At 71.7% G+C, this 17,616-nt stretch carries 13 protein-coding genes; 9 read left to right on the forward strand and 4 right to left on the reverse strand.

Going from position 1 to position 17,616, the window contains the following annotated elements; genetic code table 11:
• The first annotated feature begins 49 nt into the window (after nt 1-49).
• The 4 genes from ABZ896_RS13640 to ABZ896_RS13655 are packed head-to-tail and all read left to right on the forward strand — an operon-like array spanning nt 50 to nt 3,779.
• The gene (locus ABZ896_RS13640; protein WP_360926815.1) at nt 50-919 is read left to right on the forward strand and encodes a winged helix-turn-helix transcriptional regulator; all 870 of its coding nucleotides are present in this window, start codon (nt 50-52) and stop codon (nt 917-919) included.
• Nucleotides 916-1,779, forward strand: coding sequence for an MOSC domain-containing protein (locus ABZ896_RS13645; RefSeq protein WP_360926818.1), 864 nt, complete (start codon nt 916-918; stop codon nt 1,777-1,779). The genes ABZ896_RS13640 and ABZ896_RS13645 overlap by 4 nt, the downstream gene beginning before the upstream one ends.
• 9 nt (nt 1,780-1,788) lie before the next feature.
• A complete protein-coding gene (locus ABZ896_RS13650) occupies nt 1,789-2,562 on the forward strand; it encodes a phosphotransferase (protein ID WP_360926820.1) in 774 nt (257 codons plus the stop codon).
• Nucleotides 2,563-2,603: 41 nt separating this feature from the next.
• Entirely contained in the window at nt 2,604-3,779 is a 1,176-nt protein-coding gene (locus ABZ896_RS13655) for a pyridoxal phosphate-dependent aminotransferase (protein WP_360926823.1), read from the forward strand.
• Between the two features lie 52 nt (nt 3,780-3,831).
• Here ABZ896_RS13655 and katG read toward each other — a convergent pair whose 3' ends face one another.
• Nucleotides 3,832-6,021, reverse strand: coding sequence for a catalase/peroxidase HPI (gene katG, locus ABZ896_RS13660; RefSeq protein WP_360926826.1), 2,190 nt, complete (start codon nt 6,019-6,021; stop codon nt 3,832-3,834).
• A gap of 24 nt (nt 6,022-6,045) precedes the next feature.
• Entirely contained in the window at nt 6,046-6,492 is a 447-nt protein-coding gene (locus tag ABZ896_RS13665) for a Fur family transcriptional regulator (RefSeq protein WP_360926829.1), read from the reverse strand.
• Nucleotides 6,493-6,707: 215 nt separating this feature from the next.
• On the opposite strand from ABZ896_RS13665, the gene ABZ896_RS13670 reads away from it, so the two are divergent.
• The 5 genes from ABZ896_RS13670 to ABZ896_RS13690 all read left to right on the forward strand — a co-directional run bounded on the left by ABZ896_RS13670 (nt 6,708) and on the right by ABZ896_RS13690 (nt 13,892).
• Complete coding sequence (locus tag ABZ896_RS13670; protein ID WP_360926832.1) at nt 6,708-11,069, forward strand: molybdopterin-dependent oxidoreductase; 4,362 nt, start codon at nt 6,708-6,710, stop codon at nt 11,067-11,069.
• Nucleotides 11,070-11,117: 48 nt separating this feature from the next.
• Nucleotides 11,118-11,696 carry a hypothetical protein gene (locus ABZ896_RS13675; protein WP_360926834.1) on the forward strand — a complete coding sequence of 193 codons (579 nt, stop codon included), beginning with the start codon at nt 11,118-11,120 and terminating at the stop codon, nt 11,694-11,696.
• 40 nt (nt 11,697-11,736) lie between these two features.
• On the forward strand, nt 11,737-12,468 hold the full coding sequence (locus ABZ896_RS13680) for a YcnI family protein (RefSeq protein ID WP_360926837.1): 732 nt from the start codon (nt 11,737-11,739) through the stop codon (nt 12,466-12,468).
• Nucleotides 12,469-12,565: 97 nt separating this feature from the next.
• A complete protein-coding gene (locus ABZ896_RS13685) occupies nt 12,566-13,234 on the forward strand; it encodes a hypothetical protein (RefSeq protein ID WP_360926839.1) in 669 nt (222 codons plus the stop codon).
• 88 nt (nt 13,235-13,322) lie between these two features.
• Nucleotides 13,323-13,892 carry a sigma-70 family RNA polymerase sigma factor gene (locus ABZ896_RS13690; protein WP_360926842.1) on the forward strand — a complete coding sequence of 190 codons (570 nt, stop codon included), beginning with the start codon at nt 13,323-13,325 and terminating at the stop codon, nt 13,890-13,892.
• 58 nt (nt 13,893-13,950) lie between these two features.
• Here ABZ896_RS13690 and ABZ896_RS13695 read toward each other — a convergent pair whose 3' ends face one another.
• Together ABZ896_RS13695 and ABZ896_RS13700 are read right to left on the reverse strand one after the other, a co-directional pair.
• Entirely contained in the window at nt 13,951-17,067 is a 3,117-nt protein-coding gene (locus ABZ896_RS13695) for an FAD-binding and (Fe-S)-binding domain-containing protein (protein WP_360926845.1), read from the reverse strand.
• A gap of 59 nt (nt 17,068-17,126) precedes the next feature.
• Nucleotides 17,127-17,606 carry a MarR family transcriptional regulator gene (locus tag ABZ896_RS13700; protein ID WP_360926848.1) on the reverse strand — a complete coding sequence of 160 codons (480 nt, stop codon included), beginning with the start codon at nt 17,604-17,606 and terminating at the stop codon, nt 17,127-17,129.
• Nucleotides 17,607-17,616: the final 10 nt, after the last annotated feature.

The raw sequence follows: 17,616 nt of genomic DNA on the forward strand, positions 1-17,616 counted from the left end.
TTCCCGATAGAAACAAAGTGAGTTCCGGAAGGGAACTTACTATGGGTCCATGAGGATGCACAACGCCGACGAGAACTGCGGCATCGCGCAGGCCGCCCTGGTCCTGGGCGACTGGTGGAACGTCCTGGTGCTGCGCGAGGTCGCCCGCGGACACGTCCGCTTCGACGCGCTGGCCGCCGAGATCGGCCTCTCCCGCAAGGTGCTCACCGAGCGGCTCGGGCGGCTCGTCGCCCACGGCGTCCTGCGGCGCAGCCTCTACCAGCGGCGCCCGGTGCGCTACGAGTACCTGCTCACCGACGCCGGCCTCGCGCTGGTGCCCCTGCTCGTGGCCATGCAGGACTGGGGCGACCGCTGGGTGCTGGGCGACGGCGGCCTCACCGCGACCGCGGCGGAGGACGGCGCCGAACACGCCCGCGTGCACGCCCTCGTCGGCAGCCGCCTCCCCGAGGGCCTCGACCTGCCCGGCACGTCGCGAACCGAGCCCCTCATCGCGACCGACTCCGCCGTGACTGTGCTGTTCACCTACCCCGGCACCGGTATCGCTTGGGGCGCCATTCCGGGGGCGGCGGGCAGCACCCGGATGAACCGGCTCTTCCGGGACGCCTGGCCGTACTTTCGGCGCGCGGGCGTGGCCGTGCGCGGCATCAGCACCCAACTCCCGCACGAGCAGCGGGAGTTCATGCGTGATGAGGAGATCCCGTACCCGCTCCTCTCCGACGCCGACCACCGGCTGGCCGCGGCCCTGCGGCTGCCCACCTTCCGTGGCGCGGGACGGTTGGCGTACAAGCGGCTGATCCTGGTCGTCGACCCCGAACGGACCGTACGGCATACGCTGTTCCCGGTCGTGGACATCCCGCACGCGGTCGACGAGAGCCTGCGCCTGGCGGTGGATCGGGGATGGCACGGGGACGGGGGATGAGGGTGGAGCACGTGGTGGGCCGGGTCGGGAGCCTGTGGCGCTATCCGGTCAAGTCGATGCTGGGCGAACCGGTGGCGGCCGCGGAGGTGACGGCGCGGGGGCTGACCGGCGACCGGGGCCTCGCCGTGATCGACCGCGAGACTGGCAAGGTGGCCAGCGCGAAGAACCCACGGCTCTGGAAAGCGCTGCTCACCTGCGGCGCGGTCCTGGGCGAGGGGGAGGTGACCATCTCCCTGCCGCACGGCAAAGGCAAACCGGTCCGGCAGACGGACGCCGACGTCGACGACGTGCTGTCCGCGCTCCTCGGTCGAGCGGTCACGCTCACGGACACCCCGCCCGAGCGGGGCACACTCGACCGCTCCGTGCCGGAACAGGTCCTCCGGCACGGTCTCGATGCCGAAGTCCCGGCCGACATCGTGCAGTTCGGCTCGGCCGCCCCCGCCGGGACCTTCTTCGACTTCGCCCCCTTGCACCTGCTGAGCACCGCCACCCTGCGCGAGGTCGCCGCGCTCAGCCCCCGGGGCACCGCCGACGCGGAGCGCTACCGACCCAACATCGTCATCGACACCGAGGACGCCGGGTTCGTCGAACACGCCTGGGTGGAAAGGGAGTTGAAGATCGGCGACCAACTCGTCCTACTGGTCGTCGCCTCCACGCCCCGCTGTGCCGTGCCGACCCTCCCGCACGGCGAACTGCCGCAGGACACAGCCGCGTTGCGGACACTCGCCGAGCACAACCGCATCCCGGGGCTGCCCGGCCGGAACCCGGAACCGTGCGCGGGCGTCTACGCCCAGGTGCTCCGGCCCGGACCCGTCCGCGTCGGGGATATTGTCAGGCAGGGGACGAACTCCCTCGTCTAGGGTGCCCCGGTGGAAGATCGCGAAGTGCTCACCGGCGGAATCAACCAGGTCGTCCGTGAAGGCGACCGCGTCAGACGTCCCGCGGGTCCATGGAGTGCGACCGTGCAGCGGCTGCTCGCCCACCTTGCTGAAAAAGGGTTCACCGGGGCCCCACGACCGTACGGCTTGACCGAGAACGGCACGGAGGAGATCGTCGAGTTCCTCCCCGGAGAGATCGGGCACGACTTCGACGCCCCGCAGGTGCGCAGCGACGCCTCGCTGATCGCCGTGGCGCGGCTGCTGCGGGGCCTCCACGACGCCTCGGCGGGATTCCCCCAACAGCCGGACGACGTATGGCAGTTCGCGCCGCGCGAACCCGCCGAGGTGATCTGCCACGGTGACGCGGCCACGTACAACACGGCCTTCCGGGACCAACTCCCCGTCGCCTTCATCGACTTCGACACCGCGCACCCCGGTCCGCGGCTGTGGGACGTGGCCTACACCGCCTACCGCTTCGTGCCCCTCTACGCGCCGGACGCGGCCGAACCCTCGCTACCGGTTCCGGAGGGTCGGCGCAGGCTGGACCTCTTCGCCGACGCGTACGGGCTGACCGAGGACGAGCGGGCCGCGCTTCCGGCCGTGGCGGGGGAGCGGCTGCGGGCGTTGGTGGAGTGGATGTACGCACAGGCGGCGGCCGGGCATCAGGCTTTTCAGGGGCATGTCGCCGCAGGCCACGACCGGCGGTACCGGACGGACGCCCGGTGGATCGAGGACGCGTACGGGCCGGGCGGCGACGCAGAATAGGCTGACCAGTCTTCGACGACGACCCCCGGGAGGCCGGCGGCATGAGGATCTCTCGGCGCGCGCAGTCCGTCGCGCCGTTCTACGCGATGGAGTTCGGCAAGCACGCCGCGGCACTGGAGGCCGAGGGGCACCACGTCGTCAAACTCAGCCTGGGAGAACCGGACTTCGGGGCACCACCGGCGGTCACCCGGGCCATGCGCGAGGTCGTCGGCAGCAGGCCGATGAGCTACGCGGCCGCGCTCGGCCTGCCGGAGCTGCGCCGGGCCATCGCCGGGTTCTACGGCGACCGGCACGGCGTCGACCTCGACCCCGCCCGGGTCGTCGTGACCGCCGGGGCCTCCGCCGCGCTGGTGCTGGCCGCGGCAGCCCTCGTCGACGCCGGGGACGAGGTGCTCATCGGCGACCCCTCCTACCCCTGCAACCGGCAGATCATGGAGAGCTTCGGCGCCGAGGTCACTCTCGTGCCCGCCGGTGCCGCCTCCCGTTTCCAGCTCGACGCCGCCTCCGTGCGGTCGTACTGGACGCGGAACACCCGCGGGATCATGGTCGCCACGCCCTCCAACCCGACCGGCACCTCTGTCCCGCCCACAGAGCTGGCCGCGCTGTGCGACCTGGCCCGGGAGCGGGACGCCTGGCGGCTCGTCGACGAGATCTACCTCGACCTCGCCGACCACGACGAGCAGGGACGGCCGCCCCGCAGCGCGCTCGCGCACGACCCGGACGCCTTCGTCGTCAACAGCTTCTCGAAGTACTTCGGGATGACCGGCTGGCGGCTCGGCTGGTGCGTGGTGCCCGAGGTGCTCGTACCGGTCCTTGAGCGGCTGGCCCAGAACTACTTCCTGTGCGCCTCCACCCCCGCCCAGTACGCGGCGCTCGCCTGCTTCACCCCCGAGTCCCTCGCGGTCTGCGAGGAGCGGCGGGCGGAGTTCGGGCGGCGGCGCGCGCTCGTCCTGGAGGGCCTGGCGGCGATCGGCCTGCCCGTTCCTGTCCCGCCCGACGGCGCCTTCTACGTCTACTTCGACGTCTCCGGCACCGGGCTCACCTCGTGGGAGTTCTGCGAGCGGGCGCTCAGCGAGGCGCACGTGGCGCTCACCCCGGGGCGCGACTTCGGAGTCCACACCGCGGAGACGCACGTACGGCTGTCCTACGCGGCGTCGGCCAAGGAGCTGCGCGAGGGGATCGTACGGCTGGGGAAGTTCGTGGCGAACCTGCGCTGAAAAGACCACCGGGCCGACCCCGAAGGGCCGGCCCGGTGTCACGCAGTGCGCATCAGACCAGGTCGAAGCGGTCCGCGTTGGAGACCTTGACCCACGCGGCCACGAACTCCTTCACGAACTTCTCCTTGGCGTCGTCGCTCGCGTAGACCTCCGCGAGGGCGCGCAGCTCGGAGTTGGAGCCGAAGACCAGGTCGGCACGGGTGCCGGTCCACTTGACCTCGCCCGTGGCGTCGTCGCGGCACTCGAAGACCGTCTGGTCCTCGGAGACCGGCGACCAGGTGTGGCCGAGGTCGAGCAGGTTGACGAAGAAGTCGTTCGTCAGCTGCCCCGGGGTGTCCGTGAAGACGCCGTGCGCGGTGTTCTGGTAGTTCGCGCCGAGGACGCGCAGGCCGCCGACGAGGACGGTCAGCTCGGGGGCGCTCAGGCCGAGCAGGTTGGCCTTGTCGAGCAGCAGGAACTCGGCCGGCAGGCGGTTGCCCTTGCCGACGTAGTTGCGGAAGCCGTCGGCCGGGGGCTCCAGCGCGGCGAAGGACTCCGCGTCGGTGTGCTCCTCCGTGGCGTCCACGCGACCCGGGGTGAAGGGCACCTCGATGTCGTACCCGGCGTCCTTGGCGGCCTTCTCCACCGCGGCGGCACCGCCGAGGACGATCAGGTCGGCCAGGGAGACCTTCTTGGCACCGGTGTTGAAGCCGGCCTGGACGCCCTCCAGGACGCGCAGCACCTGGGCGAGCTCGTCGGGCTCGTTGACCTCCCAGCCGGCCTGCGGCTGGAGGCGGATACGGGCGCCGTTGGCACCGCCGCGCTTGTCGCTGGAGCGGAAGGTGGACGCGGACGCCCACGCGGTCGACACCAGCTGCGAGACGGTCAGGCCCGACTCCAGCAGCTTCGCCTTGAGCGCCGTGACGTCGGCCGCGTCGATCGGCTCGCCCTCGGCCGCCGGCAGCGGGTCCTGCCACAGCAGCGTCTCCGCCGGGACCTCCGGGCCGAGGTACAGGGACTTCGGGCCCAGGTCACGGTGGGTCAGCTTGTACCAGGCGCGGGCGAAGGCGTCCGCGAACTGGTCGGGGTTCTCGTAGAAGCGGCGCGAGATCTCGGCGTAGACCGGGTCGAAGCGCAGCGACAGGTCGGTGGTGAGCATCGTCGGGAGCTTCGTCTTCGACGCGTCGTGGGCGTCGGGGATGATCGCCTCGGCGTTCTTCGCGACCCACTGGTTCGCGCCGGTGGGGCTCTGGGTGAGCTCCCACTCGTACTCGAAGAGGTTCTTGAAGAAGCCGTTGCTCCACTGGGTCGGCGTGGCGGTCCAGGTGACCTCCAGGCCGGACGTGATCGCGTCGCCGCCCTTGCCGGTGCCGTAGGTGCTCTTCCAGCCGAAGCCCTGCTGCTCGATCGGGGCGGCCTCGGGCTCGGCGCCGACGTTGTCCGCCGGGCCCGCGCCGTGGGTCTTGCCGAAGGTGTGGCCACCGGCGATGAGGGCGACGGTCTCCTCGTCGTTCATCGCCATCCGGCGGAAGGTCTCGCGGATGTCGCGGGCCGCGGCGATCGGGTCCGGGTTGCCGTTGGGGCCCTCCGGGTTGACGTAGATGAGACCCATCTGGACGGCGCCGAGCGGGCTCTCCAGGTCACGGTCGCCGGTGTAGCGCTGGTCGTCCAGCCACACCTTCTCGGGACCCCAGTACACGTCCTCCTCGGACTCCCAGACGTCCTCACGGCCGCCGGCGAAGCCGAAGGTCTCGAAGCCCATGGACTCCAGGGCGACGTTGCCGGCGAGGATCATCAGGTCGGCCCAGGACAGGCTCTGGCCGTACTTCTTCTTCACCGGCCACAGCAGACGGCGGGCCTTGTCCAGGTTGCCGTTGTCCGGCCAGCTGTTCAGCGGGGCGAAGCGCTGCTGACCGGCGCCGGCGCCACCGCGGCCGTCGGAGATGCGGTAGGTGCCCGCGCTGTGCCAGGCCATCCGGATCATGAACGGGCCGTAGTGGCCGAAGTCCGCCGGCCACCAGTCCTTGGAGTCCGTCAGCACCGCGGCGATGTCCTGCTTCACGGCCGGGAGGTCCAGGCTCTGGAAGGCGGCGGCGTAGTCGAAGTCCTCACCGAGCGGGTTCGCGACGGCGGGGTTCTTCGCAAGGATCTTCAGGTTGAGTTTCTCCGGCCACCACTGGCGGTTTCCGCCGCCCTGGGTCGGGTGCAGGGCGCGGTCGTGGGCGACCGGGCACTTCGCCTCTGCGGGGGTGTTCTCAGACATGGGAATCCTTCCGAACGGGGTGTTTCACGGTGCTGACGTACCGGTTTGGGGGGAACAGGCGGGGCACAGGCCCCAGTAGACGACCTCGGCCTCGTCGATCGAGTAGCCGCGGTCGTCGGAGGCGGTCAGACAGGGCGCGTGGCCGACGGCGCAGTCCACGTCGACGACCGCGCCGCAGGTCCGGCAGACGAGGTGGTGGTGGTTGTCACCCACCCGCCCCTCGAACCGGGCCGGGCTGCCCGGCAACTCGATGCGGCGGACGAGACCGGCCGCGGTGAGCGAGTGCAGGGCTTCGTACACGGCCTGGAGCGATATGTGGCCGAGCCGGTCGCGCACGCCGGTGGCGAGCGCGTCGGCGCCGAGGTGGTCACCGGCCCGGACGGTCTCGAGGAGTGCGACGCGCGCGGCCGTCACCCGCAGGCCGGCACCGCGCAGCTCGTCGGCGGTGTGCGGAGGCTGGGGGGCGGTCATGGGACCCAACCTACCCCCACAAACACGAATGGTTCAAGAAATGGAACGAATCCAAGTCTGTGTCGGGTCAGCGGAAGCGGGAGAGCGACGGGAGAGCGGGCGGAGAGCGGCGGGAGAGTGGCGTGAGACCGGCAGGAGAGAAGGCTCACAACACTGGACGATCGCCTGTGCGGTCGGCGTAACTCCTGATGAACGGCTTGCGAGACCTCCGTGTAATGGGCGCTTCGTACCGTCGTAGGAGATCTTGTCGGACCAGCTCAGGAGGCGTGCCCGTGGTGCGGACGGTCTGCTCGTACTGCGGTGTGGGCTGCGGCATGGTCCTCGACATCGGCAGGGGCCCGGACGGACGGCGTACGGTCCTCAAGGCGTCCGGCGACAAGCAGCACCCGGCGAACTTCGGCCGGCTCTGCACCAAGGGCGCGACGACGGCCGACATGCTCTCCGCGCCCGGACGCCTCTCGACGGCCCTCGTACGACCCGAGCGCGGCGCGGAGCCCGAGGCGGCCGCCGTCGACGCGGCGATCACCGAGACCGCCCGGCGGCTGCGCGCGATCATCGACGAGCACGGGCCGGACGCGGTCGCCCTCTACGTCTCCGGGCAGATGAGCCTGGAGGCGCAGTACCTGGCGAACAAGCTTGCCAAGGGCTTCGTGCGCACCAACCAGATCGAGTCGAACTCCCGGCTCTGCATGGCCAGCGCGGGCACCGGCTACAAGCTCTCGCTCGGCGCCGACGGCCCGCCCGGTTCCTACCAGGACTTCGACAAGGCGGACCTCTTCTTCGTCATCGGCTCCAACATGGCCGACTGCCACCCGATCCTCTTCCTGCGCATGGCCGAGCGGCTCAAGGCGGGCGCCAAGCTGATCGTCGTCGACCCGCGCCGCACGGCGACGGCCGCGAAGGCCGACCTGTTCCTCCAGATCAAGCCGGGTACCGACCTCGCCCTCCTCAACGGCCTCCTGCACCTCCTGCACGCCAACGGCCACACCGACCCCGACTTCATCGCCGCCCACACCGAGGGCTGGGAGGCGCTTCCGGAGTTCCTCGCCGACTACGACCCCGCGACCGTGGCCGGGATCACCGGGCTCGCCGAGGACGACATCCGTGAGGCCGCCCGGCTGATCGGCGAGGCGGGGGAGTGGACCAGCTGCTGGACGATGGGCCTGAACCAGTCCACGCACGGCACCTGGAACACCAACGCCCTGGTCAACCTGCACCTCGCCACCGGCGCGATCTGCCGCCCGGGCAGCGGCCCCTTCTCCCTCACCGGCCAGCCGAACGCCATGGGCGGCCGTGAGATGGGCTACATGGGCCCGGGGCTGCCCGGCCAGCGGTCCGTCCTGGTCGACGAGGAGCGTGCGTTCGTCGAGGAGCTGTGGGAGCTTCCCGCGGGGTCGTTGCGTGCGGACGGCGTCGGCAAGGGCACGGTCGAGATGTTCCAGAAGATGGCCGACGGCGAGATCAGGGCCTGCTGGATCATCTGCACCAACCCGGTCGCCTCGGTCGCCAACCGCCGTACCGTCATCGAGGGCCTGGAGGCAGCCGAGTTCGTCGTCACGCAGGACGTCTTCGCCGACACCGAGACCAACGCGTACGCCGACGTCGTGCTCCCCGGTGCGATGTGGACCGAGACCGAGGGCGTCCTCATCAACAGCGAGCGCAACCTCACGCTCGCGCAGGCGGCCGCGGATCCGCCCGGCGAGGCGATGGCGGACTGGCGTCTCATCGCCGCCGTCGCGCGGGAGATGGGGTACGAGGAGGGGTTCTCGTACGACAGCGCCGAGGACGTCTTCGAGGAGATCAGGCGGGCCTGGAACCCGAAGACCGGGTGGGACCTGCGCGGGGTGTCCTACGAGCGGCTGCGGGAGACGCCGGTGCAGTGGCCGGCGGCGCGGGAGGACGGGCCGGACCGGAACCCGATCAGGTATGTGGCGGCGGACGGCTCTCTGAGTTTCCCCACGGCGAGCGGACGCGCCGCGTTCTACGCCCGGCCGCATATCCCGCCGGCCGAAATGCCGGACGACGACTACCCGTTCACGCTGAACACCGGGCGGCTCCAGCACCAGTGGCACACGCTGACCAAGACGGCGAAGGTCCCGAAGCTGAACAAGCTGAACCCCGGGCCGTTCGTGGAGCTGCACCCGTCGGACGCCGCTGAACTGGGTGTGGTGGAAGGCGATTCGGTCGAGGTGGCCTCGCGACGCGGACGGGCGGTACTTCCCGCCGTCGTCACCGACCGCGTACGGCCCGGGTGTTGCTTCGCGCCCTTCCACTGGAACGACCTCTTCGGTGAGTACCTCAGCGTCAACGCGGTGACGAGCGACGCGGTGGATCCGCTGTCGTTCCAGCCGGAGTTCAAGGTGTGCGCGGTGTCGCTGACGAAGGTGCCCACACCGGTGACGGTACGAACGCCGGTGACGGGTGGGGCGAGTTCGGCGGACGTGAGTGTGCCCGTCGGTAGGGGCGCTCCGGCAACAGGTCCGGTCGTCGTTCCGTCCTCCGGTCAACAAGGTTCCCTCGCCTCCGCGTTCGGGCTCGCGCCCACCCCGCCCCCCGTCCTCACCGACCGGGAACGCCAGTACCTCGTCGGCTTCCTCGCGGGGATCCCCGCCGGTGCCCCCGGTGTTCCGGTGCTGCCTCCCGACGCGCCCTTCAGCCCCGAGCACGCGCTGTGGGTGAACGGCACGCTCGCCGGGATGTACTCCCGTACGGCACCCCTCGCGCAGCCCGAGGTCGCCGTACTCCGCCGTGAGGTGGTCGTGCTGTGGGCCTCGCAGACCGGCAACGCGGAGGAGTTCGCGGCGGCCGCGCTGGAACGGCTCAAGACGGTCGGCCACCCCGCCTCCCTGCTCGGCATGGACGAGGTCGACCTCGCGAGCCTGCCCGCCGAGGCCGACCTGCTGCTGATCACCAGCACCTTCGGCGACGGCGACGCCCCCGACAACGGCAGCGGCTTCTGGGACACCCTGGCCGGCCCCGACACCCCCCGCCTGGAGGGCCGCCGGTACGCGGTCCTCGCCTTCGGCGACTCGTCGTACGACGACTTCTGCGGGCACGGCCGCCGCCTCGACCAGCGCCTCGACGAACTCGGCGCACTGCGCCTGGCCCCCCGCACGGACTGCGAACCGGACTTCGAGGACGCGGCCCACGGCTGGCTGGACGGGGTGTTGACGGCCCTCACGGAGACCCCCGGCGGCACGGAGGGCTTCGCCGGGGCGCCGGATGCCCCCTCGGCGACGCCGGGAAGCGCCTCCCCGGGGGCACCCGGAGGGCCCTCCGTCGGCCCGGTCGGCTTCGCGGGCACCGCCGGAGGCCCGGCGCCCGTCGGTACTCCCGGCGGCCTGCCCTCCGGGGGCCGGTCCGGCGCCCCGGCTCTCCTCGGCGCTGCCGGCAGCCTCGTCGGCCCCGTCCAAGGGGTGTCGGCCACCCCCCTCGCCCCCGCCCGCGGCCCCCGCAAACCCGCCCCCGTCCTCGCCCGCCTCACCGGCAACCGTCTCCTCAGCCTCCCCGGCGCGGGCAAGGAGGTCCGGCGGTTCACCTTCGACACGCGGGACAGCGAGAGCCCGCTGCTGTACGACGCCGGAGACGCCCTCGGGATCCGGCCGCTCAACTCCGCCGACCTCGTCCGGGAGTGGCTCGCGGTCACCGGACTGGACGCGGAGGCCGAGGTGGAGGTGAACGGCGTGGGGGCGACCCCTCTCCGCGAGGCGTTCCTGCGGCACCTGGACATCACGAGGATCACCCCCGGCCTCCTCCGCTTCGTCGCCGAACGCACCCGTGACCCAAGGGAGTTGAAGAAACTCCTACGCCCCGACAACAAGGACGAACTCGCCAAGTGGGGCTGGGGCCGCCAAGCCGTGGACGTGATCACGGAGTACGGCGTCCGCGCCGACCCGCAGGAGTGGGCGCAGACCCTCGGCCGCCTCCAGCCGCGCCTGTACTCCATCTCGTCCAGCCCCCTGACCGACCCGCACCTCGTCTCGCTCACCGTCTCCGTCGTCCGCTACGACAACCTGCACGGCCGCCCCCGCGGCGGCGTCTGCTCACCGTTCCTCGCGGACGCCGCCCAGGACACCCCCGTACCGGTCCACGTCCAGCGCTCCCCGCACTTCCGCCCGCCCGCCGACCCCGCCACCCCGATGGTGATGGTCGGCCCCGGCACCGGCGTCGCCCCCTTCGTCGGCTTCCTGGAACAGCGCCGCGCCCTCGGTCACCGGGGCCCCAACTGGCTGTTCTTCGGTGAACAGCACCGCGCCACCGACTTCTACTACGAACAGGAGCTGACCGCCTTCCTCGCCGACGGCACCCTCGACCGCCTGGACACCGCCTTCTCCCGCGACCAGCGCGCCAAGGTCTATGTCCAGGACCGGATGCGCGAGCACGGCCCCCTGCTGTGGTCCTGGCTCCGCGACGGCGCCCACTTCTACGTCTGCGGCGACGCCTCCCGCATGGCCAAGGACGTCGACGAGGCCCTCAGGGACATCGCGAAGCTCCACGGCGGTATGGACGAGGCGGGCGCGGCCGCCTATGTGAAGCAACTCGCCACCGACAAACGCTATGTACGCGATGTGTATTGACCGGTCCCGGGGACAGGCCCCGGCAGGTGCGTGGGAGTATCGGTCGCCATGAGAGCGTCCCCTGCGGTGAGGAGCGTGCGCGCGGCGGTGTTCGCCGCGCTGTGCGTCCTGCTGGCCGCGGGGGGACACACCCTGGCGACCGGCATGGCCCCGCCGGTCTGGGCGCAGACGGCCGGCTTCCTGCCGGTCTTCGCGGCCGGCTGGCTGCTCGGCGGCCGCGAGCGCTCCCTGGCGGCCATCGGCGGCGCGACCCTCACCTCGCAGGGCGGGCTCCACCTCGTCTTCGACGCCGTACGGCCGCACACCGCGATGGTCATGCACGGCATGCGCATGACCCACGCACCCGCGGCCCACGCCCTCACCCCGCACGCCACGGCGGCCCATGTCTCGGCCGCCGTCCTGCTGACCTGGTGGCTCCGGCGCGGCGAGGCCGCCGTGTGGTCGCTGCTGCGCCGCGCGGCCACGCTCGTCCCCGGCCTCGCGGCCTGGTGGCAGGGGCACGGCGTTCCGCGCGCCGTGGACCCGGTCCGTCCGGCCGCCGACGCCCCGCGCGCCTTCCGCCGCCTCCTCCTGCGGCACACGGTCCACCGACGCGGACCGCCCGCCCGGATCCCGTACGCGATCTGACCCCTACACACCTTTTGCTCAGTACGGAGATCCCTCACCCATGTCCTCAGCACACACAGTCCTGCGCCGTACCGGTGTGGTCACCGCACTCGCCGCGGCAGGAGTCCTCACCGCCGCCGGTGTGGCCTCCGCCCATGTGACCGTCCACCCCGACAGCTACGCCCAGGGCGCCACCGACGGTGCCCTGACCTTCCGGGTCCCCAACGAGGAGGACACCGCGTCCACCACGAAGGTGCAGGTCTTCCTGCCCACCGACACCCCCGTCCTCGGCGTGCTTGTCTCCCCGCACGACGGCTGGACCGCCAAGGTGACCGACACCAAGCTCAAGACGCCGGTCAAGACGGACGACGGCACCATCACCGACGCCGTCTCCGAGATCACCTGGACCGGCGGGAAGATCGCCCCCGGCCAGTACGAGGACTTCGACGTCGCCTTCGGCCAGCTGCCCGAGTCCGCCACCCAGCTCACCTTCAAGACCCTCCAGACCTACTCCGACGGCAAGGTCGTCCGCTGGATCGAGGAGACGACCTCCGGCGACGACGACCCGGAGAACCCGGCGCCGGTGCTCAAGCTCACGAAGGCCGCGGCCGCGAGCACCGCGTCGGACACCGGCTCGTCCGGCACCGGCTCGGCGAAGTCCTCGGCCGGCACGGCGAAGGCCTCCGCGAGCGACTCCACCGCGCGCGGGCTCGGCGTCGCCGGGCTGGTCGTGGGCGTGCTGGGCCTCGCGGCCGGCGTCTTCGGAGTCGTCCGCGGTCGCACCGAGCGGTGAGCCGGACGACGCGGATTTCCGTATCCCCCGTGGGGAAGCCTGTAGAGGTCCGCACCGCCATGTGACGTGCGAGGGCCGGATGGGAGGATGAGGCGCCATGACAGCAGGGTGGTGTGCGCGCACGGTACGGGCCGCGGTGTTCGCGGCCGTCTGTGTGCTGCTCGCCGCCCTGGGCCACGTCCTCATGTCCGGCCACCACGTGCCCGCCGGGGCGGTGGCCCTCGGCCTCGCGGCCACCGCCGTCGTGGGCTTCTGCCTGGCCGGCCGTGAACGCGGCCTCCCCCTGGTCGTCGCGGTCGTGGTCGGCGCGCAGACGGCGCTCCACACGGGGTTCTCGTTCGCCCAGCCCATGAGCGGGGCGGACGACATGGGTGGGACGCACATGGGGCCCGCGCACATGCCGAGCGAGACGGACTCCATGCACATGGGGTCGATGCATATGAGCGGCATGGACTCCATGGACATGGGCCACATGTCCTCCGCGACCGGCACCTGGTCGTTCGGCATGGTCGCCCCCCACCTGCTCGCCGCGCTGCTCACCGGGCTCTGGCTCGCGTACGGCGAGCGGGCCGCGTTCCGGATCCTGCGGGCCGTCGCCGGATGGCTGGCGGCCCCGCTGCGGCTGCTGCTCGCGGCCGTTCCCGCCACCCCGCACCGTCCGCGGCTGCGGGCCCGCCGTCCCCGCTCGCAGCGGGGGCCGCGCTCTCTCCTTCTCGGTCACGCGATCACCCATCGGGGTCCGCCTCTGGGGACCGCTGTCGCCTGACGACAGCCGGTATCCCCGAGCCGCCCTCAGCGCGCCTCGGGTCGCGGTCGTACGTACGGCCGAATTCCCACCCGAGAAGGACATTCAGGTGATCACTTCTGCCCTGCCCTCCGACGCCTCGACCACGGCCTGGGCCCTCGCCGCTCGTGCGGGGGACACGGAGGCGTTCGAGCACTTGGTGCGTGCGCTGCACCGTGACGTGCTGCGGTACGTCTCCCACCTCTGCGCCGATCCGCAGGCCGCGGACGATCTCGCCCAGGACACGTTCCTGCGGGCGTTCGGCAGCGTGCACAGGTTCGAGGGGCGGTCCTCCGCGCGGACCTGGCTGCTGTCCATCGCCCGGCGAGCGGTGATCGACGGGTTTCGCCATGCGGCGGCACGGCCGCGGGCGTATGACGCCGGGGACTGGGAGCTCGCGGTGGAGCGGGCCCAGCCTCGGGGGGTGCCGGGGTTCGACGACGGCGTCGCGCTGCTCGACCTGCTGGAAGCGCTGCCGGTCGAGCGGCGCGAGGCGTTTGTCCTCACGCAGATGTGGGGGCTGCCGTATGAGGAGGTGGCTTCGATGTGCGGATGTCCGGTGGGGACGGTTCGGTCTCGGGTCGCGCGAGCCCGAGCCACACTCGTCGAGATGGTGAAAGCGGTGGATCTCGCCGCGTGAGGCTGCCGGCCGGTGGGGGCTGGCCGCGCAGTTCCCCGCGCCCCTAGAGTCGGACCAGTCACCGCCTGTTTCGAGTGAGCCTGGCCGCCGTTCCTGCCGCTGCCAGGGCCGTCAGGCCGGTGCCGGCCAAGGCCAACGCTTTGGCCCTCCGGCCTGGTGGCACCGTCCTCGCGCCCGGGGCCACCCCGTACGCGCTGCCCGGTGCTCCCGGGAGGGCCGACGCCAGCAGCTCCGCCACGTGCACCGCCTCGTGGCCGCCGCTGTCCAGCTCGTGGATCTGGGTGCGGCAGCTGAAGCCGTCCGCCAGGACCACGGTCTCCTCCGGCTCCTCGCGGAGCCTAGGGAGCAGGACCCGTTCCGCGCAGGCCTCGCTGACCTCCAAGTGCCCCGGTTCGAAGCCGAAGTTGCCGGCCAGACCGCAGCAGCCGGAGTCCAGACGTTCCGCGTCCACTCCGGCGCGCTTGAGGAGTTCCTGGTCGGCGTTCCAGTCCAGCACCGCGTGCTGGTGGCAGTGGACCTGGGCGAGGGCCTTCGCGGAGCGGTCCGGGACCTGCGGGGGCTCGTAGCCGGGGGAGTGCTCGGTGAGGAGTTCGGCGAGGGTGACCGTCTGGTCGCGCAGGCGTCGGACGTCGTGGTCGCCGGGGAACAGCTCGGGCGCGTCCGAGCGGAAGACGGCCGTGCAGCTGGGCTCCAGGCCGACCACCAGGCCGCCGACGCGCACGTGGTCGGCGAGCCGGCGGACCGTGCGGGACAACACCCGCTCCGCCGTGGACAGTTGACCCGTGGAGATCCAGGTCAGTCCGCAGCACAGCGGCTCTTCCGGCAGCTCGACCCGCCAGCCCGCGTGCTCCATGAGGGCCACGGCCGCCTGGCCGATGTGCGGGTGGAAGTGGTTGGTGAAGGTGTCCGGCCAGAGCAGTACGGTGCCGCGCACGCCGTCGCCGTACGGCTCGTGGTGCTTGAACCACTGCTGGAGGGTCTCCCCGGCGAACAGCGGGATCTCGCGGTCCTCGACGCCCGCCGCCGCGACGGCCGCCTTCGAGAGCAGCGGGGTGTGCGTGAGCGTGTTGACCAGCGGGCCGAGCCGGCTGCGGCCGACCGCCTGTGCGACGGCGGGCAGCCAGCCCATCGAGAGGTGCGCCCGGGGCCTGCGCCACCAGCGGCCCTCGTAGTGGTGGGAGAGGAACTCCGCCTTGTACGTGGCCATGTCGACGTCGGCCGGGCAGTCCTGCTTGCAGCCCTTGCAGGCCAGACAGAGATCGAGCGCGTCCCGGACCGCCTCGGACCGCCAGCCGTCCCCGATCGCGCTGTCGCCGTGCCCGTCGAGCATCTCGAACAGCAGCCGGGCCCGCCCGCGCGTGGAGTGCTCCTCGTCGCGGGTGACCTGGTAGGAGGGGCACATCACGGTGCCCTCGCTGGTGTGCTGCCGGCATTTCCCCACGCCCACACAGCGGTTGGCGGCCTCCGCGAAGGACCCTCCGTCGTGCGGGAAGCGGAAGTGCAGGTCCCTCGGGTCGTAGGGCGCCCAGTCGCCGCCGAGGCGCAGGTTCTCGTCGAGCTTGTACGGCGCCACCACCTTGCCGGGGTTCATCCGGTCCAGCGGGTCGAAGACGGCCTTCAACTCGCCGAATGCCGTGACGAGTTGTTCGCCGAACATACGTGGCAGCAGCTCGCCCCGGCTCTGTCCGTCGCCGTGCTCGCCGGAGAAGGAGCCGCCGAACTCGGCGACCAGGTCGGCCGCCCGCTCCATGAACCGCCGGTAGGCGGCCACCCCGTCGGCGGAGTACAGGTCGAAGGGGATCCGGGTGTGCACACAGCCCTGGCCGAAGTGGCCGTAGAGACTGGGCCCGGTGTCGCTCAGATACCCGAACTCCTCGTACAGGCCCCGCAGTCGGCGCAGATAGTCGCCGAGTCGGTCGGGTGGGACCGCTGAGTCCTCCCAGCCCTCGAAGGTGTCGGGCCTGCCCGGGATGTGCGCGGTGGCGCCGAGGCCGGACTCGCGGACCTGCCACAACTCCTGTTCGTGGACCGGGTCGTCGAGGAAGGCGCACTCGGGGTCGTGCTCGGACTCGTGCAGCCCGTCCAGCATGCGGTGCGCGTGCTCGTCGGCCTCCTCCACGGTGTCCCCGCCGAACTGCACCATCAAGAAGGCGTTGCCCTCGGGGAGTTGGGCGCGGGCCTTCGGGTTGAGCGACTTGATCCGCTCGTCCTTGACGAGCCGCGCGTCCACGCCCTCCAGGGCGATCGGCTCGTACGGCAGGATCGCGGGCACCGAGTCGGCGGCCGTCTCGATGTCCGGGAACCCGAGGACGACCAGGGACCGTTCCTTGACGACCGGCACCAGTTCGAGTTCCGCGCGCAGGACGGTCACCAGGGTCGACTCGCTGCCGACCAGCAGCCCGGCGACGTCGAAGCCGTGTTCCGGGAGCAGGGAGTCGAGGTTGTAGCCGGAGACCCGGCGCGGGATGTCGGGGAAGCGGCGGCGGATCTCGTCGGCGTAGGTGTCGCGCAGGGTGCGCAACCGCCGGTAGACCGTGGCCCGGAGATCGCCGTGCCGTTCGATCTCGGCGTACTCCTCGTCGTCGGTCGTCCCGCACCAGAACCGGGTGCCGTCGTACAACTGCACTTCCAGACGGGCGATGTTGTCGACGACCTTGCCGTGCGCCTGGGCGGTGGCCCCGCAGGAGTTGTTGCCGATCATGCCGCCGATCGTGCAGTTGGCGTGGGTGGCCGGTTCGGGGCCGAACCGCAGCCCTGTGGAGGCCAGTTGGCGGTTGAGGTCGTCGAGGACGATGCCGGGCTGGACGACGCAGGTGCGGGCGTCCTCGTCGACGGACTCCAGGCGGGTGCAGTACTTGGACCAGTCGATCACCACGGCCGTGTTGGTGCACTGCCCGGCCAGGCTGGTCCCGCCGCCCCGGGACAGCACCGGCACGTCGTGCTCCCGGGCCACGGCGACGGCCTCCGCGGCCGCCTCGGGGGTCCGGGGCACCACCACGCCGATCGGGGTCTGGCGGAAGTTCGAGGCGTCCGTCGAGTAGGCGGCGCGGCTCCCGCCGTCGAAGCGGACCTCGCCGTCGACCCGCTCGCGCAGCGCCCTCTCCAGGGCGGCCGTGTCGGGCGAGGGTGCGGCTGGCCGTCGTACGACAGGAACGGGCAGGTCGGAGGTCGTCATGAACCCCTCCTTCGATGTCGGCGCGGGCACCGGCCGGGTACCCGCGACGGCACCGGTGACTACTCCTGTTTCGCCTCCTCGGCGAGATCGGGCAGCAGCGCGCACAGCGCCCCGCGCTGGTCCGGGCCCATGAAGCGGGCGAGGGCCTCCCGGACCGTGTGGGCGAGGCTGTCGGAGGCCTCCGACAGCAGCCGCCGGCCCTTCTCCGTGAGCGCCACCTCCACGCCCCGCTTGTCGCCGCAGACGGACTTGCGGGTGACGAGGTTCGCGTGCTGGAGGCAGGCGATCTGGTAGGTGAGGCGGGTCTTGGGGCGGCCGAGGTGCTCGGCGATCTTCGTCATGCGCAGACCGTCCATGGGCCGGGTGCCCAGCAGGCACAGGACCAGGAACTCGTCGTGCGAGACGTCCAGCCGCTCCTTGACGACGGAGCGCAGCTCCTGCTCGACGGCGCCGGTGGCGGCCAGCAGCAGCATCCAGGCGTGCAGCTCCGGCGGCAGGATCCCGTCGGACAGGGAGGGACATTCGGACTGGTCGGCCATGGATTCCAGT

The sequence above is a fragment of the Streptomyces sp. NPDC047072 genome (assembly GCF_040643855.1).
Classification (GTDB): Bacteria; Actinomycetota; Actinomycetes; order Streptomycetales; family Streptomycetaceae; genus Streptomyces.